Consider the following 21,917-nt stretch of genomic DNA (forward strand, 5'->3'; position numbering starts at 1 on the left):
GACTTCGGGCGGTGTGGCGACGGATTGACCGTCTGCCGGTAAACAGGCTGCCTGAAGGCCTGAACTATGTAACGAGAGCGTGACCACCCATGCGAATTTTGGCTATCGATACCGCCACAGAGGCCTGCTCCGCGGCGCTGTGGAATGATGGCACCCTTAGTGCTCATTTCGAAATTTGTCCCCGCGAACACACCCAACGTATCCTGCCGCTGGTGCAGGAGGTTCTCACCGAGAGCGGCACCACCCTGACCGAGCTGGACGCGCTGGCCTTTGGCCGCGGCCCGGGCAGCTTTACCGGCGTGCGTATCGGCATCGGCATCGCCCAGGGTCTGGCGCTCGGCGCGGAGCTGCCGATGATCGGCGTTTCCACGCTGGCCACCATGGCGCAGGGCGCCTGGCGCAAAACCGGCGCCACCCGCGTGCTGGCGGCGATTGACGCCAGGATGGGTGAAGTCTACTGGGCTGAGTACCAGCGCGACGAGCAGGGCGTCTGGCACGGCGAAGAGACGGAAGCGGTGCTCAAACCGGACGCGGTGGCCGAACGGCTGGCGCAGCTTTCCGGCGAATGGGCCACCGTCGGCACCGGCTGGCAGGCGTGGCCGGATCTGGCGAAAGAGAGCGGACTGACCTTAAGCAGCGGCGAAATTGAACTGCCGGCGGCAGAGGATATGCTGCCGTTAGCCTGTTATCTGCTGGCGGCAGGGAAAACCGTGGCCGTGGAGAAAGCGGAGCCGGTTTATTTGCGTAACGAGGTGGCGTGGAAGAAACTTCCGGGCCGCGAGTGAATCTCAGTAACAAGAAGACTGAGAAAAGGAGTCGCATCATGGCGGGTCAAAAACAGGGCGTTCGCTGGCTGCTGGCCGCGGCGGTTGCCGTTGCGCTGAGCGGCTGCGTATCGGTGCCGGATGCCATCAAAGGCACCAGCCCCACGCCGCAGCAGGATTTGGTGCGGGTGATGAACGCCCCGCAGCTGTACGTTGGTCAGGAAGCGCGCTTTGGCGGCAAGGTGGTTAACGTGCAGAACCAGCAGGGTAAAACCCGCTTAGAAATCGCTACCGTGCCGCTGGACAGCGGTGCGCGGCCGGAACTGGGCGAACCCTCGCGCGGGCGAATCTTTGCCGATGTTAACGGCTTCCTCGATCCGGTGGACTTCCGGGGCCAGCTGGTGACCGTGGTCGGGCCGATTGCCGGGGTGGTCGATGGCAAAGTGGGTAGCACGCCCTACAAATTTATGCTGATGAACGCCACCGGCTACAAACGCTGGAACGTGGTGCAGCAGGTGGTGATGCCCCCGCAGCCCATCGACCCGTGGATGCTGGGTCCCCGCCCCTGGGGGTACGGCTATGGCGGATGGGGATGGTACAACCCCGGCCCTGCTGAGGTAAGAAACGTTGTAACTGAATGATTTTGTTGTTTTTGTTAGTTCAAAGAAACAGCGGCCAGTCCGCTGTTTCTTTGTTTTCAGTCGAATAAGAAAAAAAATAGTGACGCGCTTCGCAACCTGCTCATTGCCTAATTAATAAACTGGTACGCTGAGTTAATATAATGTTAACAAAATGTATTTCCCAGGGGCTGTGATGACGACGAATAACTATTTCAGAGGTGATGCAGTGAAAAAGGTTTGGCTAAACCGTTATCCCGCAGATGTTCCGGCGGAGATAAATCCTGACCGCTATCAATCCCTGGTTGAACTGTTTGAACATGCCACCACCCGCTACGCCGACCAACCGGCGTTTATCAATATGGGTGAAGTGATGACCTACCGTAAGCTGGAAGAGCGCAGTCGCGCCTTCGCCGCTTACCTTCAGGAGGGCTTAGGGTTACAGAAGGGCGATCGGGTGGCCCTGATGATGCCTAACCTGCTGCAGTATCCGGTGGCCCTGTTTGGCATCCTGCGCGCCGGGATGATCGTGGTCAACGTCAACCCCTTATATACCCCGCGTGAACTGGAGCATCAGCTCAACGACAGCGGCGCGGCGGCGATCGTCATCGTCTCCAACTTTGCCCATACCCTGGAAAAAGTGGTGGCGAAGACCCAGGTGAAACACGTGATCCTGACGCGCATGGGCGATCAGCTCTCCACCGCCAAAGGCACGCTGGTGAACTTTGTGGTTAAGTACATCAAGCGCCTGGTGCCGAAGTACCATCTGCCGGATGCCATCTCGTTTCGCAGCGCGCTGCAGCACGGCTATCGCATGCAGTACGTGAAGCCGGAGATCGTAGCGGAAGATCTGGCGTTTCTGCAGTACACCGGGGGCACTACCGGGGTGGCTAAAGGGGCGATGCTGACCCATCGCAACATGCTGGCCAACCTCGAGCAGGTCAATGCCACCTACGGCCCGCTGCTGCATCGCGGCAAAGAGTTTGTGGTGACCGCGCTGCCGCTGTATCACATTTTCGCCCTCACCATGAACTGCCTGCTGTTTATCGAGCTGGGCGGGCAGAATCTGCTGATCACCAACCCGCGCGACATACCCGGACTGGTGAAGGAGCTGGCGAAATATCCCTTTACCGCCATGACCGGGGTTAATACGCTGTTCAACGCCTTGCTGAACAACAAAGAGTTCCAGCAGCTTGATTTCTCCTCGCTGCACCTCTCCGCCGGCGGCGGCATGCCGGTGCAGCAGGCGGTGGCTGAGCGCTGGGTGAAACTGACCGGGCAATATCTGCTTGAGGGCTACGGACTGACCGAGTGTTCGCCGCTGGTCAGCGTCAACCCCCACGATATCGACTACCACAGCGGCAGCATTGGTCTGCCGGTGCCTTCCACCGAAGCCAAACTGGTGGATGATGACGATAACGAAGTGGCGCCGGGCCAGCCTGGCGAACTCTGTATCAAGGGGCCGCAGGTGATGCTGGGCTACTGGCAGCGACCTGACGCGACGGATGAGATCATCAAGAACGGCTGGCTGCACACCGGGGATATCGCGGTGATGGATGAAGAGGGGTTCCTGCGCATCGTCGATCGGAAAAAAGATATGATCCTGGTGTCGGGTTTTAACGTCTATCCGAATGAAATCGAAGATGTGGTCATGCAGCACAGCGGCGTGCTGGAGGTGGCGGCCATCGGCGTGCCGTCCGGCAGCAGCGGCGAAGCGGTGAAGATCTTCGTGGTGAAGAAAGATGCCGCGTTAACCGAAGAAGCGCTGATTACGTTCTGCCGACGCCATTTGACCGGCTATAAGGTGCCGAAACTGGTGGAATTCCGTGACGAACTGCCGAAATCCAACGTCGGGAAAATTTTGCGGCGAGAACTGCGTGACGAAGCGCGCGCTAAAGTGGACAATAAAGGCTGAGTAACGAATGAGTCGCCAGACGCCGGCTACGCCGGCGTTTTTTATGGGCGCAAGTTAAGAGAGTATGCTTTGAACTATCAGATGATCACCACCGACGATGGCCTGCGCGCTGTCTGCGAAGCGGCAAGCGCGGCCTCCGCCGTCGCTCTGGATACGGAATTTGTCCGTACCCGCACCTATTACCCGCAGCTGGGCCTGCTGCAGCTGTTCGACGGCCACCAGGTCTCTCTGATCGATCCCTTGACGATTAACGACTGGGCGCCGATGCGCGACCTGCTGCTCAATCCGGATGTGACCAAATACCTGCATGCCGGCAGCGAAGATTTAGAAGTCTTCCTCAACGCGTTCAACCTGATGCCGCAGCCGCTGATCGACACCCAGATCCTGGCGGCTTTCTGCGGTCGGCCGATGTCCTGGGGCTTTGCCTCGATGGTGGAAGAGTATTCCGGGGTCGCGCTGGACAAAAGCGAATCCCGCACCGACTGGCTGGCGCGACCGCTGACCGAGCGTCAGTGTGAATACGCTGCGGCCGACGTCTGGTACCTGCTGCCGATCGCCAGCCAATTAATGGCGGAGACCGATCGCGCGGGCTGGCTATCGGCGGCACTGGACGAATGTCGCCTGATGCAGCAGCGCCGTCAGGAGGTGGTCGACCCGGCCGAGGCCTGGCGCGATATCGGCAACGCCTGGCAGCTGCGTACCCGCCAGCTGGGCTGCCTGCAGCTGCTGGCGGAGTGGCGTCTGCGCAAAGCGCGTGAGCGCGACCTGGCGGTGAACTTTGTGGTGCGGGAAGAGCATCTGTGGAGCGTGGCGCGCTATATGCCCACCAGCCTCGGCGAGCTCGACAGCCTCGGGTTGTCCGGTAGCGAAATTCGCTTCCATGGCAAAACGCTGATCGGCCTGGTCGAGAAAGCCCAGGCGCTGCCGGAGTCGTCGCTGCCGGCGCCGCTGCAGAATCTGATCGACATGCCGGGCTACCGCAAAGCCTTTAAAGAGATTAAAGCGCTGGTGCAGGAAGTGAGCGCGGAGAAGGGCGTAAGCGCGGAGCTGCTGGCGTCGCGTCGACAGATCAACCAGCTGCTGAACTGGCACTGGCAGCTGAAAACGCAGGCCGCTGAGCCTGAGCTGATTTCCGGTTGGCGTGGTGAGCTGATGGGCGAACGGCTGAAGACGCTGTTAAACGACTATCCGCGCTAGCGGGCGGTCTGGTTCAGGCTATAAAAAAACCGGCGGCGCGTGGCGTAGCCGGTTTTTTTTCGGGATGGAACAGCAGGTCAGGGTTTCGACTCTTCCGTTTCGGGTAGGGTCACGTTCAGCTCAAGAATGGAAATATCACCGTCCCGTTGCTCCAGCTGCACGCTGACCATCTCCGGGTCGATCTGCACGTATTTGCAGATCACTTCCAGGATATCTTTGCGCAACTGCGGCAGGTAATGCGGCTCCGCGTCCCCGCGGCGGCGCTCGGCGACGATGATTTGCAGGCGTTCTTTCGCAATATTAGCCGTGTTCTTTTTTCGCGAGAGAAAAAAGTCGAGTAAAGCCATAATTTATCCTCCGAACAGGCGTTTGAGGAATCCTTTCTTCTCTTCTTCAATGAAGCGGAAAGGGCGTTCTTCTCCGAGCAGACGTTCAACGGTATCGGCATAGGCTTTGCCTGCGTCCGACGCGGCATCGAGGATCACGGGCTCACCCTGGTTGGATGCGCGCAGGACTGACTGGTCTTCCGGGATCACGCCCACCAGGTTGATGCGCAGAATCTCCAGCACGTCTTCCATGCTCAGCATATCGCCTTTATTGACGCGGCCTGGATTGTAGCGGGTCAGCAGCAGGTGCTCTTTGATCGGCTCTTCGCCATTTTCCGCGCGGCGGGATTTGGAGGCGAGAATGCCAAGGATACGGTCGGAGTCGCGAACGGAGGAGACTTCCGGGTTGGTGGTGATAATGGCTTCATCAGCGAAATAGAGCGCCATCAGCGCACCGGTTTCAATGCCTGCCGGGGAATCACAGACGATGAAATCGAACTCCATCTTCTTCAGTTCTTCGAGAACTTTGTCGACGCCTTCGCGGGTCAGGGCGTCTTTATCCCGGGTCTGGGAAGCCGGGAGAATGTAGAGGTTTTCCGTGCGCTTATCTTTGATCAGCGCTTGGTTCAATGTGGCATCGCCCTGGATGACGTTGACGAAATCATAAACGACGCGACGTTCGCAGCCCATAATCAGGTCGAGGTTACGCAGGCCGATGTCGAAGTCGATAACGACGGTTTTCTTTCCCTTCTGGGCCAAACCTGTAGCGATGGCCGCGCTGGAGGTGGTCTTGCCAACGCCCCCTTTACCCGAAGTCACAACAATAATGCGTGCCATAGAAATTCCTTGTTAAAAAGGGATTAATTTAACGGTTGAATTGTCAAAGCGCTTTCGCCTAAACGCAGGCGTGCCGCTTTGCCATAAAATTCGGCCGGGATGTTATCGCTCAGCCAATATTCCCCGGCGATGGAGACCAGCTCCGCCGCAAGGTGGGTACAAAATATCTGGGCGTCTCTGTCGCCACCGGCGCCTGCCAATGCGCGTCCTCGCATCATGCCATATACATGGATATTGCCGTCAGCGATAAGTTCCGCGCCGGCACTCACATGATTTGTAACAATAAGATCACAGTGTGGCGCATAAATGCGCTGACCGGAACGTACCGGCTGGTCAATCAAACGCGTTTTTGTGATCTGGTTAGCAACTGGCGGCGGCGGGGCAGGTTCGGACGGTGCCGGACGAGGGGCTTTTTCTTTCCCTTCGGTTAATAACGGGATACCGGCGCGGTCGATTTCGGTTTTCAGGCGCGGGATTTTGCATCCGCTGACGCCCATAATACGTAAACCGGTCGCGGCGATAGCCTCGTTGACGGCGCGCCATTCGACACTCTCCTCGACGCTGGCGATATTCACCACCACCGGAGCATGGCGTAAAAAGGCGGGAGCCTGGGCGATTTTGTCTTCTAACGCCTGACGAATAACCTCGGGATTTGCATCGTGCAAATGAACGACAGATAACGTGAAGCTACTGCCTTTAAGTTCGATTGGCGTATTTGACATCCTGGCCTTACTCAATTTGCTGTTTATCGACCGCCGAAGTGCGGTGATATTCCGAAGACTAAAAGGCATGTTATAGTCACTCATATATTGAGGCAAGTGACCACGGGTCTAATTCCGAGTAAAACTATGTTTTGTGTGATCTATCGAAGTACTAAACGTGAACAAACCTATTTATACGTCGAAAAAAAGGACGATTTCTCACGCGTTCCTGACGAGCTGATGCGCGGCTTCGGCACGCCGCAAATGGCGATGCTGCTGCCGCTGGATGGGCGCAAAAAACTGGTTAACGCCGACCTCGAAAAAGTGAAACAGGCGTTAAGCGAACAGGGCTATTACCTGCAACTTCCTCCGCCGTCTGAAAATCTACTAAAGAAACACCTGGCGGAACAGGGGAAACAATCCGATTAACCCACGAGGGAAAATAATGTACCAACATCATAACTGGCAGGGAGCGCTCCTGGATTATCCGGTGAGCAAAGTGGTTTGCGTCGGCAGTAATTATGCAAAGCACATCAAGGAAATGGGCAGTGCGACGCCGGAAGAGCCGGTGCTGTTTATTAAACCTGAGAGCGCGCTGTGCGATCTCCGTCAGCCGTTGGTGCTTCCTGAGGGGCTGGGCTCGGTGCATCACGAAGTCGAGCTGGCGGTGCTGATCGGCGGTACGCTGCGTCAGGCGACGGAAGAGCATGTGCAGAAAGGGATTGCCGGCTATGGCGTCGCATTGGATCTCACCCTGCGCGACCTGCAGGCGAAGATGAAAAAGGCCGGTCAGCCGTGGGAAAAGGCCAAAGGCTTCGATAACGCCTGTCCGATCTCCGGCTTTATTCCGGCCGCCGAGTTCCACGGCGACCCGCAGAATACGCCGTTAAGCCTGAAGATTAACGGCGAGGTGCGCCAGCAGGGCACCACCGCCGACATGATCCATAAGATCGTGCCGCTGATCGCCTATATGTCGCGCTTCTTTACTCTCAAAGCCGGGGACGTGATCCTCACCGGCACCCCGGAAGGGGTAGGGCCGCTGCACAGCGGCGACGAGCTGGTGGTCGGCTTCAACGGCCTGTCGCTCACCACCCGGGTACTGTAAGCGTGGTTTGCCGCCTTTTGGGGCGGCAAAACTTGCATCGTCGTGCCAGACTGGTTATAAGGTGCACCCTTAACTGGCAACGACGGACACTTCGATGAGCGAACAACCTTTCTGGCAACAAAAAACCCTGGATGACATGACCGACGCGGAGTGGGAATCGCTGTGTGACGGTTGCGGCCAGTGCTGCCTGCATAAGCTGATGGATGAAGATACCGATGAGATCTACTTCACCAACGTCGCCTGCCGTCAGCTCAATATCAAAACCTGCCAGTGCCGTAACTACGAGCGTCGCTTCGAATATGAGCCGGACTGCATCAAGCTCACGCGCGAAAATCTGCCGACTTTCGAATGGCTGCCGCCAACCTGCGCCTATCGCCTGCTGGCGGAAGGCAAGCCTCTGCCGGCCTGGCACCCGCTGCTGACCGGCTCAAAAGCGGCGATGCACGGCGAACGCATCTCCGTCCGTCATATTGCGGTGCCCGAGTCCACCGTTGTCGACTGGCAGGACCACATCCTTAATCTGCCTGACAGGGCACGGTAAGCGCCGTCACGCTTTTTTCGCGTGGAACAGCCCGTTTTCACCGTCGGTTTCATCCGCCACCCAGAAGTGAATATTGAAGCGGGCATCGTCGCTGAGTTCGACGCGGTGCCAGTACTGCGGCGGACTGGTGGCAAACTGCCCGGCATGAATGACGACTTTTTTCTCCGGCTCCGTCGCCTGTTCATTGGCAAAACCGTAATAGGTCACCGTACCTTCCATGACGCACAGCTGACCGAAGACGCCGGCTGCGGTGTTGTGGTGGCTCAGCAGGGCGGCGGGGACGTTCTCTTTGGTAAAGAACGGGGTGGAGCGTTTAACTTTCCAGTCTGCGGGGATCAGTAAAGATGACATGTGAGCTCCTGTGGGGCTATATAAGATGTATTTAATATGCATCTTTTGATGGCCGTGGTCAACCACAGACAGGAAACGATTCAGCGATGAACAGCAGGCACAAAAAAACGCCCCGGAGGGCGTTTCATGATGCGCGGGACTCACAGCGGCTTAGCGGCCAAACAGATCGCGCTTTTTCGCTTTAAAAGGCTGAGCAACGATCACCAGGATAGCCACCACCAGATAGGCCGCGAAAATGCCCACCAGCCATTGCGGCATCTCCAGCGACAGGAACTGCCACTGGCGTACCGAACAGTCGCCGGACGCGACAAACACCTGCGGCAACCATTTATCCAGCGGCAGCCAGCTCGGGAAGCGGGCGGCGAAATCACAGGTCTGGAACGGCGATGGGTGCAACTGGATCATCGTATGTTCCCACGCCAGCTGCAGCCCACGTACCGCGCTGTACAGCCAAATCAGCATGGCGACATAGCGCAGCGGCGTTTTGGGGGCAATGGCGCCCACCAGCCCCGCGCCCATGATGCCAAACAGGGCGCAGCGTTCATAAATGCACATCACACACGGCTGCAGCAGCATCACGTGCTGGAACCACAGCGCGACGAGTTCGAGAATGAACGCGGTCAATGCCATCAGGAGCCAGGCGCCGCGTCCCCGCGAGCACTGGTTTAAATATTGCAACATAATCATTTCCCTGGAAGATGCTAAATCATGGCAGTGTAAACGAAAACCGAACCGACGCCAGCGGCCCGGCGGAAAATATTACGTAACTGGTTATTGAATCGCCCGGGCGAACCCGGGCGACAGGTGGATCAGGGCAGGGTGGGGGTAACCAGCCAGCCGTGAGCCAGCAACCATTCGGTGACCGGCATCAGGGTGAACTCGACGCACAGCAGGCCGACCAGCGTCAGCACGAGGGTGTAGGGCAGAGCCATCCACACCATGCGGCCATAGGAGAGCCGGATAAGCGGCGCCAGCGCGGAAGTCAGCAGGAAGAGGAATGCCGCCTGGCCGTTCGGGGTGGCCACTGACGGCAGGTTGGTGCCGGTATTGATCGCCACCGCCAGCATCTCAAACTGCTTCAGGCTGATGGCGCCATGCTCGAGGGCGGTTTTCGCTTCGTTGATGTAGACCGTACCGACAAAAACGTTATCCGAGATGGACGACAGCAGGCCGTTAAACAGATAAAACAGCGACAGCTGCGCGTGCGGCGAGGCCTGCAGAACAAACTCGATGACCGGCGTGAACAGCTGCTGGTCGATGATCACCGCCACGACGGCAAAGAATACCGTCAGCAGCGCGGTGAAGGGCAACGCCTCGGTGAACGCCTTGCCAATCGCATGTTCATCGGTCACGCCGGTAAAGGTGGTAGCGAGAATGATCACCGACAGGCCAATGAGGCCGACTTCGGCAAGGTGCAATGCGAGGGCTGCGATCAGCCAGACGCCAATCAGCGCCTGGGCAATCAGCCGCAGCCGTTCCTGACGACTGCGCTGCGCGCGGCTGCGATCGTCAAAGTCCTGCAGCACCTTTCGGACCGCCGGCGGCAGCGGTTCGCCGTAGCCAAACAGGCGATACTTTTCCACCAGCAGACAGGTCAGCAGCCCGCAGACCAGCACCGGCAGCGTGATGGGCGACATGCGAATGAAGAATTCGCCAAAGTGCCAGCCCGCCGCTTTGGCGATAATCAAGTTTTGCGGCTCGCCGACCATGGTCATGACGCCGCCGAGCGCGGTACCGACGCCGGCGTGCATCATCAGGCTGCGCAGAAAACCGCGGAACTGCTCCAGCACCTCGCGGTAGTGCTGATCGATATGGCTGTCGTCCTGCACATCGCTATCGTCGGGGCGCGCCGAGGCGACGCGGTGATAGATGCCGTAAAACCCGACGGCGACGCTAATCACCACCGCCACCACGGTGAGCGCATCGAGAAAGGCGGAGAGGAAGGCGGCGGCCAGGCAGAAGGCCAGCGACAGCAGCATTTTGCTGCGGATGCCGAGCAGCAGGCGCGTAAAGACGAAGAGCAGCAGCTGCTTCATAAAGTAGATGCCCGCCACCATGAACATCAGCAGGAGCAGCACTTCCAGGTTGCTGGCGATCTCTTCCCGCACATGACCCGGGCTGGTCATGCCGATCAGCACCGCTTCAAATGCCAGCAGCCCCCCCGGCAGCAGTGGATAGCACTTCAGCGCCATGGCGAGGGTAAAGATAAACTCAACCACCAGCAGCCAGCCGGCGACAAACGGCGCTAAGGCGAACACCAGCGGATTAATGATTAAGAAAATAATTAATGCCAGCTTGTACCAGTCAGGCGACTGGCCAAGAAAATTGCGCCACAGCGCGCGGCCATAAGAAATTTCCACGACAGAATCCTTCCCCGTCAATTAGTACATGATTTTGTGCGTAACGATTGGCAAGAGTATCAGCTGAGCAAAATGAGAAGCAACTTTCTTCGCAGCGCGGCGGCGGTTACGGGAGAGAAGGAAAAGCGTAAAGTAAAAACGGAAAATGAAACGGCGATCCCTTTTTAATTCACTTGCGATGCTATCTGCGCTATAGCGGCTCTGGTATGATGAGTGCAATTGCAACAATGTGTAATGGAAATATTATTATGGTCATTAAGGCGCAGAGCCCTGCGGGTTTCGCGGAAGAGTATATCATTGAGAGCATCTGGAATAACCGCTTCCCACCTGGATCGATTCTCCCCGCTGAACGCGAGCTTTCTGAGCTGATCGGTGTCACCCGCACCACTCTGCGCGAAGTGTTGCAGCGTCTGGCGCGTGACGGCTGGTTGACCATTCAGCACGGCAAACCCACCAAAGTGAACAACTTCTGGGAGACCTCCGGGCTGAATATCCTTGAAACGCTGGCGCGTCTCGATCACGACAGCGTCCCGCAGCTGATTGATAACCTGCTCTCCGTGCGCACCAATATTTCCACGATTTTTATTCGCACCGCGTTCCGTCAGCATCCGGATAAAGCGCTGGCGGTGCTGGACAGCGCCCGGGAAGTGGAAGATCACGCCGACGCCTTCGCCGACCTCGATTACAACATTTTCCGCGGTCTGGCGTTCGCCTCCGGCAATCCGATCTATGGTCTGATCCTCAACGGCATGAAGGGGCTGTATACCCGCATTGGCCGCCACTATTTCTCCAGCCCGGAAGCGCGCAGCCTGGCGCTGGGCTTTTATCATCAGCTGGCGAAGGTGTGCGAAGGCGGCCTGCACGATCAGGTGTATGAGCTGGTTCGTCGCTACGGCCATGACAGCGGCGAGATCTGGCACCGGATGCAGAAATCGCTGCCCGGCGATTTAGCCATGAATGTGCGTTAAGCTGGCTATTCGCCATCGATAAACACAATAAGGGGGCCGATGGCCCCCTTCGTCGTTTTATACGTCCCGTAAAGCTATAGCGCGTTCGGCCGCGCCGGGCAGCGGTCCAGTAGCTCAATGCTGCCGTCGGCGTTCTGCTGCTCCAGCAGCACATCGAACCCCCACAGACGATGCACATGTTTCAGCACTTCGCGCCGCCCTTTGTCCAGCGGGACGCGGTTGTGCGGCACATAGCGCAACGTCAGCGAGCGGTCGCCGCGCAGGTCAACGTTCCACACCTGGATATTCGGCTCAAGATTGCTGAGGTTATATTGCGCTGAGAGCTTGTTGCGGATCTCGCGATAGCCCTCTTCGTTGTGGATCGCCGAGATCTCGAGATAATTGTTGTGGTCGTCGTCGAGCACGGTGAAGAAGCGGAAATCGCGCATGATCTTCGGCGACAGGAACTGGCTGATAAAGCTCTCATCCTTGAAGTCGCGCATGGCGAAATGCAGCGTTTCCAGCCAGTCGGAACCGGCGATATCCGGGAACCAGTACTTGTCCTCTTCGGTGGGCGACTGGCAGATGCGCTTGATGTCCTGGAACATGGCGAAGCCCAGCGCGTAGGGGTTAATCCCACTGTACCACGGACTGTTGTATGGCGGCTGGAACACCACGTTCGTGTGGCTGTGGAGAAACTCCAGCATAAAGCGCTCGGTCACTTTCCCTTCGTCATAGAGATGATTGAGGATGGTGTAGTGCCAGAAGGTGGCCCACCCCTCGTTCATCACCTGGGTCTGTTTCTGCGGGTAGAAATACTGGCTGACTTTGCGCACGATGCGCAGGATCTCGCGCTGCCACGATTCCAGCAGCGGGGCGTTCTTCTCCATAAAGTACAGCAGGTTCTCCTGCGGTTCGGAAGGGTAGCGGCGGGCGGACTCAATCGCCTTCTCCTCTTCGCGCTTCGGCAGGGTGCGCCACAGCATATTCACCTGGCTCTGCAGATACTCTTCCCGGCTTTTCTGCCGCGCCTTCTCCTCCTGCAGAGAGATTTTTTGCGGACGTTTATAGCGGTCGACGCCGTAGTTCATCAGCGCATGGCAGGAGTCGAGCAGTTTCTCCACTTCGTCGACGCCATAGCGTTCTTCGCACTCGGTAATGTATTTGCGGGCGAAGATCAGGTAGTCGATGATTGAGCTGGCGTCGGTCCAGCTGCGAAACAGGTAATTGTTTTTAAAGAACGAGTTATGCCCGTAGCAGGCGTGCGCCATCACCAGCGCCTGCATGGTGATGGTGTTTTCTTCCATCAGGTAGGCGATACAGGGGTTGGAGTTGATGACAATCTCATACGCCAGGCCCTGCTGGCCGTGCTTATAGGCCTGCTCGGTCTCAATGAATTTTTTGCCGAACGACCAGTGCGGATAGTTGATGGGCATGCCGACGCTGGAGTAGGCGTCCATCATCTGCTCGGAAGTAATGACTTCGATCTGGTGCGGGTAGGTGTCAAGACGATAGAGCTTAGCGACCCGGTCCACTTCGGCCAGGTAGGTCTCCAGTAACTCAAACGTCCAGTCGGGTCCATCGCTTAAACGGGTGGTGTCCCTGTTCATGGAGTCAATCGTAGCCATTAGCGCGCCCTCGTTGTTGTTGGTTTTCTCTGAACGGAAAACCTCTAAACAAGCATAGAACACCGCACAGCAAACTGTGTTGTCAGCCAATCGCTTTTCTTCGCGATTTCCCCATCTCAAAGCCGTTTTTTGCGCTTATTTACAGAATATAATGCTGGGTAAAAATAAAGAGCAGCATGAGATCGTAAATCTCGCAGCGCAGGGCTGGTGCGGTTTGCTGTGAGTTAAGTCACCATAAATAAAGCGTATGTTGAATAATATTTTCATCTGAGTTATCAATTTGTAATTAGATGATTGTTCTTTAACTGTTACGGAGTCGCTATGCGTGTCGTCATACTGGGAAGTGGGGTGGTTGGGGTAGCCAGCGCGTGGTATTTGAGTCAGGCGGGTCATGAGGTGACGGTTATCGACCGTCAGCCCGGTCCGGCAGAGGAGACCAGCGCGGCCAACGCCGGGCAGATTTCTCCCGGCTATGCGGCGCCCTGGGCGGCGCCGGGGGTGCCGCTGAAGGCGATAAAATGGATGTTCCAGCGCCATGCGCCGCTGGCGATCGGCCTTGACGGCACGTCGTTCCAGCTGAAGTGGATGTGGCAGATGCTGCGCAACTGCGACACCCGCCACTATATGGAGAACAAAGGCCGGATGGTGCGCCTGGCGGAGTACAGCCGCGACTGCCTGAAGGCGCTGCGCGACACCACCGGCATTCAGTATGAAGGGCGTCAGGGCGGGACGCTGCAGCTGTTCCGTACCGCCAAACAGTATGAAAACGCCACCCGCGACATCGCGGTGCTGGAGGACGCCGGCGTGCCGTATCAGCTGCTGGAGGCGAAGCGGCTGGCGGAAGTGGAGCCCGCGCTGGCGGAGGTCAGCCACAAACTGACCGGCGGCCTGCGCCTGCCAAACGATGAAACCGGCGACTGCCAGCTGTTTACCACCCGTCTGGCGGCGATGGCGGAACAGGCCGGGGTCACTTTCCGCTTCAACACCCCGGTGGACGCCCTGCTGCAGGAGGGCGATCGCATTGCCGGGGTGAAATGCGGCGATGAGATTATCAAAGGCGACGCCTATGTGATGGCCTTCGGCTCCTACTCGACGGCGATGCTCAAGGGACTGGTGGATATTCCGGTCTACCCGCTGAAAGGCTATTCGTTAACCATCCCGATTGCCCAGGAAGACGGCGCGCCGGTTTCCACTATCCTTGATGAGACGTATAAAATCGCCATCACCCGTTTCGATCAGCGTATTCGCGTCGGCGGTATGGCCGAGATCGTCGGTTTTAACAAAGCGCTGCTGCAGCCGCGTCGGGAAACTCTGGAAATGGTGGTGCGCGACCTGTTCCCGCGCGGCGGCCACGTTGAGCAGGCCACCTTCTGGACCGGCCTGCGGCCGATGACGCCGGACGGCACGCCGGTGGTCGGGCGCACGGCGTTTAAAAACCTGTGGCTCAACACCGGTCACGGTACCCTCGGCTGGACCATGGCCTGCGGCTCAGGGCAGCTTATCAGCGATTTGATCTCCGGCCGCACGCCGGCGATCCCTTACGACGATCTGGCGGTCGCCCGCTACAGCCCCGGGTTCACCCCGGCGCGTCCGCAGCATCTGCATGGCGCACACAACTAAGGAGCTTGCATGACCCGTCCGGTAGTGGCCAGCATCGACCTGCTGGCCTTGCGGCAGAATTTACAGATAGTGCGTCGCGCGGCCCCCGGGTCGCGCCTGTGGGCGGTGGTCAAAGCTAATGCTTATGGCCATGGCGTGGCGCGGGTATGGAGTGCGTTGAGCGCGGCGGATGGTTTCGCCTTGCTCAACCTGGAAGAGGCGATCCTGCTGCGCGAGCAGGGCTGGAAAGGTCCGATCCTGCTACTGGAGGGCTTCTTCCATGCCGATGAGCTGGCGGTGCTGGATCAATATCGCTTAACCACCAGCGTTCACAGCAACTGGCAGATTAAGGCGCTGCAGCAGGCGAAGCTGCGCGCGCCGCTGGATATCTATCTCAAGGTGAACAGCGGCATGAACCGGCTGGGCTTTATGCCGGAGCGGGTGCATACCGTCTGGCAGCAGCTGCGGGCGATAAGCAACGTCGGCGAGATGACGCTGATGTCGCACTTCGCGGAGGCGGAGAACCCGCAGGGGATTGTCGAGCCGATGCGCCGTATTGAACAAGCGGCGGAGGGACTGGATTGCCCGCGCTCGCTGGCTAACTCGGCGGCGACCCTCTGGCATCCGGAAGCGCATTTTGACTGGGTTCGACCGGGCATCGTGCTGTATGGCGCGTCGCCCTCCGGGCAGTGGCAGGATATCGCGAACACCGGCCTGAAGCCGGTGATGGCCCTGCGCAGCGAAATCATCGCCGTGCAGAACCTGCGCCCCGGCGAGGCGATCGGCTATGGCGGCCTGTATCGCACCACCCAGGAGCAGCGGATCGGCATCGTCGCCTGCGGCTATGCCGACGGCTATCCGCGGGTGGCGCCGAGCGGCACGCCGGTGCTGGTGGACGGCGTGCGGACCACCACCGTCGGGCGCGTGTCGATGGATATGCTGGCGGTCGATTTAACCCCCTGTCCGCAGGCCGGGATTGGCGCGCCGGTCGAACTGTGGGGCAAAGAGATTAAAATCGACGACGTGGCGGCCAGCTGCGGCACCGTCGGCTATGAGCTGATGTGCGCCCTGGCGCCGCGGGTGCCGGTTGTGACGCTGTAACGTATTCCGGGGCGGATCACTCCGCCTCGTCTTCCGCGACCCGGACCCCTACCTTCAGCACGTGATCGTTCTCTTTTTCCGCTACTGTCCACACCATCCCGGCGAACTCCACCTGGTCGCCCACCACCGGCGCGGCGCCCAGCAGCTGCTGAACCACTTCCCCCAGCGACTGCTGATGTTCGCGGAACTCCTCTCCGCCGTCGATGCCGTAGATTTGCGCCACATCGGCGAAGCGGGCCTCGGCATCAAGGATAAAGTCGCCGAAAAAGCGCTGGTCGAGCGCCACCGGCGGCGACTGGCTGAACATTTTGCCCAGCGCAGGCAGGTCGTGTTCCCGGCCAATGACGCACAGGATATCGCCTTCCCGCAGGCGGGTGCTGCCGGTGGGGTGCAGCAGGACATTGTTGCGAAACAGCGCGGCAATCCGCGTCTCCGGCGGCATATGCAGGTCGCGCAGCGCCGCGCCGATGCACCATTTATCGGCCCCCAGCTGGTAGACGAACTGCTCCCACGGGTTTTCCGGGTGAATATCCAGCCCGACGCGGGAGATGGGCCAGCTGACGGGGGGCACCACCACTTTGGCTTTTTTCGCCGCCCACGATAGCGAGGTGCCCTGCAGCAGTAGCGACACCAGCACCACGAAGAAGGCGACATTGAAGAACAGGCGGGCGTTGTCCAGGCCGGCCATCATCGGGAACACCGCGAGAATAATCGGCACCGCGCCGCGCAGGCCAACCCAGCTGATAAACACCCGTTCACGGAGGTTAAATCCGCGGAACGGCAGCAGACCGGCAAACACCGACAGCGGACGGGCAATGAAAATCATCCACATCGACAGCAGCAGCGCCGGGATAGCGATCGGCAGCAGGTCGGAGGGCGTCACCAGCAGGCCCAGCACCAGGAACATGGCGATTTGCGCCAGCCACGCCAGACCGTCGAAGTTCTGCAGGATACCGTGCCGGTTGCGGATCGGCCGGTTGCCCAGCAAAAAGCCGCAGAGATAGACGGCGAGGATACCGCTGCCGTCGAGGGTGGTGGTGACGGCGAAAATCATGATCCCGCCGCTCAGCGCCAGCAGCGGATAGAGCCCGGCGGGCAGCACGATGCGGTTGATCATCTGCAGCAGCAGGTAGCCGCCGCCGAGGCCGATGACGATCCCGAGGCCAAACTGTTGAATGATATGCACGGCGAACATCCAGCTGAGGCCGGTCTGGTGCTGCTGGATCATTTCGATCAGGGTGATGGTCAGGAAAACCGCCATCGGGTCGTTACTGCCTGACTCAATTTCCAGCGTCGAGCCGACGCGCTCGTTGAGCCCCTTGCCGCCGAGCAGCGAGAAGACCGCCGCGGCGTCGGTGGAGCCGACAATGGCGCCGATCAGCAGGCCTTCGATCATATCCAGTTTGAACAGCCAGGCTGCCATCATCCCGGTGAGCGCCGAAGTGATCAGCACCCCGACCGTCGCCAGCGACAGCGCCGGCCATAGCGCCACGCGAAAGGAGCTGGCCTGGGTGCGCATCCCGCCGTCCAGCAGGATCACCGCCAGCGCCAGGTTACTCACCATGTAGGCGAAGGGGTAGTTGTCGAAGGGGATGCCGCCGATGCCGTCAATGCCTGCCAGCATCCCGATAGCCAGAAAGATGACCAGAATCGGGATGCCAAGGCGAGAAGAAAAGGAGCTCAATAAGATACTGCAGGTTACTAAAACAGAACCCAGAATAAACAGACTAATGACCGCAGCGGCGTCCAATGTTCACGTACTCCCTGACTGGCGTGAAAAAATGGCTAAAAGTGACACTATTTTAACAATTCGCAGGGGATCCGCCTATGCGTCTGACAAATTTATTCTGCCAGCACCGGGTGGCCGCTGATTGTCAGGGTGGTGGCCGCCGCCTGATTCACCAGCCGCGCGCGCGCCCCCAGCGGCAGGGTCACCGTGCGCTGCTCGTGACCAAACTCCAGTCCGCTAATCATCGGTACAGAGAGCTGCTGGCGCAGGTAATCAAAGACCTGCGGCAGGTCGTATCCCGCGTCATAGTCGTTCGGCGTGCCGCCGGTGAAGCTGCCGAAGATCACCGCCTTCTGCGCCGCCAGTACGCCGCTGTGCAACAGCTGAAGCAGCATGCGTTCGACGCGGAACGGGTGCTCATTGATATCCTCCACCACCAGGATGCCGTCGCGGATCGCCGGCAGCCACGGGGTGCCGATAAGCGAGGTCAGCATCGCCAGATTCCCGCCCCACAGGGTGCCTTCCACCCGGCAGTTCGGCCCTTCGCCCGGCCATTCGAGGGTGAATTCCGGCTGGCGCAGCGCCTGCCAGAAATGGTGTTCGGTAAACGGATCGAGGGTCTCCGCGCCGAAGTTGCCCGCGAGCATCGGCCCGCTGAAGGTGACGACATTGCCCAGGGCCAGCAGGCCCGATTGGATGGCGGTGAAATCGCTGTGGCCGCAAATCAGCAGCGGGTCGCGCTGCTGGCGGGCAATCAGCCCCTGCCAGTCGATATGCGGCAGCAGACGACTGGCGCCGTAGCCGCCGCGCACCGCGAGGACGATCCGGTTGCGCCCGGGCAGCTGGGCAAGCTGGTTAATATCGGCCAGCCGTTCATGTTCAGTCCCGGCGAAACGCTGCAGCCGGCGGGGAATGACCTGCTGGTGGGCCACCTCGTGTCCGGCCTGCTGCAGACGCTCGACGCCGCGGGCCGCCGCCTGCTGGTTGATGCAATAACCGGATGGCGCGACCAGATAAAACTGAGACATGATAATTCCTTGCTATGAATGAAAGGGTTATGATGCCGCCTGGAATGGCGATTGTCATCTCCAGGTGGCTAACTTCAATCCGCACCCGTCATCCTTCTGGCTGTCGGCGGGCGGGGGTCGTACCGCTGCCGTCGTTCTGCAGCATGATGGCGTTTGGGTAGATAAGGATAGATGTGTGAAATTGAGATGGTTGCTTATTTTAGTCGTTTTTCTGGCCGGTTGTAGTTCGAAACATGATTACACCAATCCGCCGTGGAACCCCGAGGTCCCGGTGAAGCGGGCGATGCAGTGGATGCCGATCAGTGAAAAAGCCGGCGCCGCCTGGGGCGTGGATCCGCAGCTGATCACGGCGATCATCGCCATCGAGTCGGGCGGTAACCCTGCGGTAGTGAGTAAATCCGGCGCCGTCGGGCTGATGCAGCTTAAGCCGTCGACCTCCGGACGCGATGTCTATCGGCGGATGGGCTGGCGCGGCGAGCCGTCGGTCAGTGAGCTGAAAAACCCGGAACGGAATATCTCGATGGGGGCCGCCTATCTGAGCATTCTGGAAAACGGCCCGCTGGCGGGGATCAAAGACCCGCAGGTGATGCGCTATGCGGTGGTGGTCTCCTACGCCAACGGCGCGGGCGCGCTGCTGCGCACCTTCTCGTCAAACCGGCAGGACGCCATCGAGGAGATTAACGATCTCGACGCCGATGAGTTCTTCGAGCATGTGGTGAAAAAACACCCGGCTCCGCAGGCGCCGCGCTATATCTGGAAGCTGCAGAAAGCGCTGGATGCCATGTAATCCCTCGTTTGGCCTCCGGGAGTCTCCCGGAGGCCACGTCCTCAGAAATCGTAGCCGACGGTCGCCATCACGCTGCGCTCTGCTCCCCAGTAGCAGTTGCCGGTGCCGTAGCAGCCGGAAACGTATTCACGATTGCCGATATTGTTGGCGTTAACCTGCACATAAGCGCCTTTCAGCCCCGGCGACCAGACGCCGAGGTCGGCCCGCATCATGGCGTCCATCAACGTCACCGACGGCAGCCGCGCGGTGTTGGCATCATCCGCCCACTGTTTGCCGATGTAGCGGACGCCGGCGCCCACCGAGATCCCCGCCGGGAACTGATAGCGCGCCCAGAAGGAGGCCATCTGATCCGGGGTCAGCTGCGGCGTGTTGTTGTCGGTACCGTCCTTAGTGTCCTGGAAGCGCAGACGATTCCAGGTATACGAGGCGATAGTGCTCAGCTGCGGCGTGATCTGATGGTGCGCTTCCAGTTCGACGCCCTGGGAATGCACTTTCCCCGCAGGAATATAGGTGGCGGTGGCGATGTTCGGGTCGCGGGTGGCGACATCCTTTTGCGTCAGGTCGTAAATCGCGATGCTGTAGAGGTCGCTGCTGCCCGGCGGCTGGAACTTCAGGCCGGCTTCAAACTGTTCGGCGGTGGTCGGTTTCAATGGTTTGCCATCCGCGCCGGGCAGCATCGCCGGGGTAATCGCCTGACTGTAGCTCAGATAGGGTGAAAGCCCGTTGTCCAGAGCGTACAACAGCGAGGCGCGGCCGCTGATATGGTCGTCTGAACGGCGGTTCGAGGTGCCCTGGGTGTCGCTGACCTGCTGGGAAACGATGCGGTCATAGCGGGCGGAAACATCCATATGCCAGCGCTCCCAGACCATCTCATCCTGCAGATACAGCCCGGTCTGGTAATAGCGGCGATTATTGTCATCGCTGTAGGTCACGGTATGCCCGGTCTGGGCGGTATAGCCGGTAAACGGGTTAAGCGGCGCCGCGCCGCCGGCGCCGGTCCACAGATCGTTGCGGAAGCGATGATATTCGGCGCCGAGGATCAGGGTATGCGCCAGATCGCCAGTGTTGAAATCGGCGCGCAGGCGGTTATCGGTTGACCAGCCGTCCAGCGAACCGCGCGAGCCGCTGTAGCCGCGGGCCAGCCTATCGCTGTCATCTATCCAGCCGACCTGGTAGACCTGATCGAGGGAGACGTTGGTGTGGGTGTAGCTCCCGGCGGAATAGACCGACCAGACGTCGGTGAACTGGTGGTCAAACTCATAGCTGTAGATCTGCTGGCGGCGCTGATAGCCATCTCCCGGATCGCCCTCGTTGGTGCTGGTGGAGAGCTTACGGCCATTGTGCGCGTAGCGGGTGCCGTCCAGCGGCAAAGAGCCATGATAGCCGCCGGAAGGATCTTTTTGCAGATAGGCGCGCAGCAGCAGCGAGGTGTCGCTGTCCGGCTGCCACAGCAGGGAAGGCGAAATGGCGTAGCGCTCTTCGCGGGTATGGTCATACTGCGTGTCGCTGCTGCGGGTCATACCGATCAGCCGCCATGCCCACTGCTCATTGATGGCGTCGGTGTAATCGAAGGCCGCGCCTTTGGTATTTTGCGTTCCGCCAGTCAGGCGGACGTGGCCCTGCTGACTGAACTGCGGGCGCTTGGAGGTCAGGTTGACCACGCCGCCCGGCACGCTTTGCCCGTAGAGCGCGGAGGAGGGGCCGCGGATCACATCGACGCGTTCGATAAACCATGGGTCGATCTGCACAACGTTATGGCTGCCGCCGTCGCTCATCAGGCGCATGCCGTCGAGGAACAGGTTATCGACGTCGCCGCCGTGGTAGCCGCGCAGGGAGATAGCGTCAAACCGGGTGGCGCCGCCGCCGAAGCTGGAGTAGACCCCTGGGGTATATTCCAGCGCCTGGCTGATGGTATTCGCCCCCTGATCCGCCATCTGCTGGCGGGTGACAACCGACACCGACTGGGCGGTGGTGATTAACGGCTGGTCGGTTTTCGTCGCCCCGAGCGAGGTGCTGGCGCTATAGCCTTCAGTCGGCGCGCTGGCAGACGCCGGCGGGCTGGCCGTCACCACCACCGTCTCTTCGGCCTGCGCGGTGAAGGGAAGTGCGACCGCGAGGGCGTACAGTAGCCCCGGGCGTTTTCGAGAAATAGCCACGTTCATAAGATCATCCTGAACCAGCGCGGTCTGGTACTCCTGTACGCCGCCGCGGGAAAAACGAATCTGTCATTATTCGTTAAAAAGTAATGCGAATTATTATTGTTTGTATTTGTGCAATCAAGCGAAAAGGTGACCTGTTCAGCGCGAGGGGGTGGAGAAGTGTTTCCCGCGAGCCGCGGAATGGGCCTGCGCGGGAGGGTCGTGACCAGGGAGACCGCTTCACCC

Annotated in this window: 22 protein-coding genes; 12 read left to right on the forward strand and 10 right to left on the reverse strand. The window is 59.4% G+C overall.

Features of this window, described 5'->3' with window-relative positions:
* Positions 1 to 89: 89 nt before the first annotated feature.
* From tsaB to rnd, 4 genes are all read left to right on the forward strand, one after another.
* Positions 90 to 785, forward strand: coding sequence for a tRNA (adenosine(37)-N6)-threonylcarbamoyltransferase complex dimerization subunit type 1 TsaB (gene tsaB, locus K5R89_RS05050; protein WP_023290213.1), 696 nt, complete (start codon positions 90 to 92; stop codon positions 783 to 785).
* A 38-nt stretch (positions 786 to 823) separates the two neighbouring features.
* Entirely contained in the window at positions 824 to 1,405 is a 582-nt protein-coding gene (locus K5R89_RS05055; RefSeq protein ID WP_032453356.1) for a Slp family lipoprotein, read from the forward strand.
* Positions 1,406 to 1,610: 205 nt separating this feature from the next.
* The gene (fadD, locus tag K5R89_RS05060) at positions 1,611 to 3,296 is read left to right on the forward strand and encodes a long-chain-fatty-acid--CoA ligase FadD (RefSeq protein WP_085551111.1); all 1,686 of its coding nucleotides are present in this window, start codon (positions 1,611 to 1,613) and stop codon (positions 3,294 to 3,296) included.
* Positions 3,297 to 3,377: 81 nt separating this feature from the next.
* Positions 3,378 to 4,493, forward strand: a complete 1,116-nt coding sequence (rnd, locus tag K5R89_RS05065) for a ribonuclease D (RefSeq protein ID WP_072420787.1) — start codon at positions 3,378 to 3,380, stop codon at positions 4,491 to 4,493.
* 77 nt (positions 4,494 to 4,570) lie between these two features.
* Here the strand turns inward: rnd and minE are convergent, their stop codons facing one another.
* From minE to minC, 3 genes are read right to left on the reverse strand one after another with little or no spacing between them, the layout of a single operon-like run.
* Complete coding sequence (minE, locus tag K5R89_RS05070; protein ID WP_004103270.1) at positions 4,571 to 4,840, reverse strand: cell division topological specificity factor MinE; 270 nt, start codon at positions 4,838 to 4,840, stop codon at positions 4,571 to 4,573.
* Positions 4,841 to 4,843: 3 nt separating this feature from the next.
* A complete protein-coding gene (minD, locus tag K5R89_RS05075) occupies positions 4,844 to 5,656 on the reverse strand; it encodes a septum site-determining protein MinD (protein WP_002910900.1) in 813 nt (270 codons plus the stop codon).
* A gap of 23 nt (positions 5,657 to 5,679) precedes the next feature.
* Complete coding sequence (minC, locus tag K5R89_RS05080; RefSeq protein ID WP_023290209.1) at positions 5,680 to 6,378, reverse strand: septum site-determining protein MinC; 699 nt, start codon at positions 6,376 to 6,378, stop codon at positions 5,680 to 5,682.
* A gap of 126 nt (positions 6,379 to 6,504) precedes the next feature.
* Between minC and K5R89_RS05085 the strand changes: the two genes are divergently transcribed.
* The 3 genes from K5R89_RS05085 (at position 6,505) to K5R89_RS05095 (ending at position 8,003) form a co-directional block, all read left to right on the forward strand.
* Positions 6,505 to 6,786: a YcgL domain-containing protein gene (locus K5R89_RS05085; protein WP_004203320.1), complete on the forward strand. Its 282-nt coding sequence runs from the start codon at positions 6,505 to 6,507 to the stop codon at positions 6,784 to 6,786.
* Positions 6,787 to 6,802: 16 nt separating this feature from the next.
* Positions 6,803 to 7,462, forward strand: coding sequence for a fumarylacetoacetate hydrolase family protein (locus K5R89_RS05090; protein ID WP_023290208.1), 660 nt, complete (start codon positions 6,803 to 6,805; stop codon positions 7,460 to 7,462).
* Positions 7,463 to 7,556: 94 nt separating this feature from the next.
* Positions 7,557 to 8,003, forward strand: a complete 447-nt coding sequence (locus K5R89_RS05095; RefSeq protein ID WP_017900197.1) for a YcgN family cysteine cluster protein — start codon at positions 7,557 to 7,559, stop codon at positions 8,001 to 8,003.
* Positions 8,004 to 8,009: 6 nt separating this feature from the next.
* Here K5R89_RS05095 and K5R89_RS05100 read toward each other — a convergent pair whose 3' ends face one another.
* The 3 genes from K5R89_RS05100 to nhaB form a co-directional block, all read right to left on the reverse strand.
* Positions 8,010 to 8,354, reverse strand: coding sequence for a DUF1971 domain-containing protein (locus tag K5R89_RS05100; protein WP_032453353.1), 345 nt, complete (start codon positions 8,352 to 8,354; stop codon positions 8,010 to 8,012).
* 150 nt (positions 8,355 to 8,504) lie between these two features.
* Positions 8,505 to 9,035: a disulfide bond formation protein DsbB gene (gene dsbB, locus K5R89_RS05105; RefSeq protein WP_004203315.1), complete on the reverse strand. Its 531-nt coding sequence runs from the start codon at positions 9,033 to 9,035 to the stop codon at positions 8,505 to 8,507.
* A 128-nt stretch (positions 9,036 to 9,163) separates the two neighbouring features.
* Entirely contained in the window at positions 9,164 to 10,714 is a 1,551-nt protein-coding gene (nhaB, locus tag K5R89_RS05110) for a sodium/proton antiporter NhaB (protein ID WP_023290206.1), read from the reverse strand.
* Between the two features lie 248 nt (positions 10,715 to 10,962).
* Here nhaB and fadR point away from each other — a divergent pair, with 248 nt between their 5' ends.
* A complete protein-coding gene (fadR, locus tag K5R89_RS05115; protein ID WP_004203311.1) occupies positions 10,963 to 11,682 on the forward strand; it encodes a fatty acid metabolism transcriptional regulator FadR in 720 nt (239 codons plus the stop codon).
* Positions 11,683 to 11,756: 74 nt separating this feature from the next.
* On the opposite strand, the gene K5R89_RS05120 is transcribed toward fadR, so the two are convergent.
* Positions 11,757 to 13,289: a SpoVR family protein gene (locus K5R89_RS05120; protein WP_004203310.1), complete on the reverse strand. Its 1,533-nt coding sequence runs from the start codon at positions 13,287 to 13,289 to the stop codon at positions 11,757 to 11,759.
* A gap of 76 nt (positions 13,290 to 13,365) precedes the next feature.
* Between K5R89_RS05120 and K5R89_RS05125 the strand changes: the two genes are divergently transcribed.
* The 3 genes from K5R89_RS05125 to dadX all read left to right on the forward strand — a co-directional run bounded on the left by K5R89_RS05125 (position 13,366) and on the right by dadX (position 15,989).
* Positions 13,366 to 13,512, forward strand: a complete 147-nt coding sequence (locus K5R89_RS05125) for a hypothetical protein (RefSeq protein ID WP_064154403.1) — start codon at positions 13,366 to 13,368, stop codon at positions 13,510 to 13,512.
* 98 nt (positions 13,513 to 13,610) lie between these two features.
* Entirely contained in the window at positions 13,611 to 14,909 is a 1,299-nt protein-coding gene (locus tag K5R89_RS05130) for a D-amino acid dehydrogenase (RefSeq protein ID WP_044523951.1), read from the forward strand.
* A 9-nt stretch (positions 14,910 to 14,918) separates the two neighbouring features.
* Positions 14,919 to 15,989: a catabolic alanine racemase DadX gene (dadX, locus tag K5R89_RS05135; protein WP_023290204.1), complete on the forward strand. Its 1,071-nt coding sequence runs from the start codon at positions 14,919 to 14,921 to the stop codon at positions 15,987 to 15,989.
* Between the two features lie 16 nt (positions 15,990 to 16,005).
* On the opposite strand, the gene K5R89_RS05140 is transcribed toward dadX, so the two are convergent.
* Positions 16,006 to 17,739: a potassium/proton antiporter gene (locus K5R89_RS05140; protein WP_023290203.1), complete on the reverse strand. Its 1,734-nt coding sequence runs from the start codon at positions 17,737 to 17,739 to the stop codon at positions 16,006 to 16,008.
* A 92-nt stretch (positions 17,740 to 17,831) separates the two neighbouring features.
* On the reverse strand, positions 17,832 to 18,746 hold the full coding sequence (gene ldcA, locus K5R89_RS05145) for a muramoyltetrapeptide carboxypeptidase (protein WP_044523947.1): 915 nt from the start codon (positions 18,744 to 18,746) through the stop codon (positions 17,832 to 17,834).
* A gap of 175 nt (positions 18,747 to 18,921) precedes the next feature.
* Here ldcA and emtA point away from each other — a divergent pair, with 175 nt between their 5' ends.
* Positions 18,922 to 19,533 (forward strand): membrane-bound lytic murein transglycosylase EmtA, encoded by a 612-nt coding sequence (emtA, locus tag K5R89_RS05150; protein ID WP_002910846.1) that lies wholly within the window; start codon positions 18,922 to 18,924, stop codon positions 19,531 to 19,533.
* Positions 19,534 to 19,574: 41 nt separating this feature from the next.
* Here emtA and K5R89_RS05155 read toward each other — a convergent pair whose 3' ends face one another.
* A complete protein-coding gene (locus tag K5R89_RS05155; RefSeq protein WP_217259213.1) occupies positions 19,575 to 21,695 on the reverse strand; it encodes a TonB-dependent siderophore receptor in 2,121 nt (706 codons plus the stop codon).
* Positions 21,696 to 21,917: the final 222 nt, after the last annotated feature.

Source organism: Klebsiella sp. TF21-TM, from assembly GCF_019753495.1.
In the GTDB taxonomy this organism is placed as follows: domain Bacteria; phylum Pseudomonadota; class Gammaproteobacteria; order Enterobacterales; family Enterobacteriaceae; genus Klebsiella; species Klebsiella quasipneumoniae.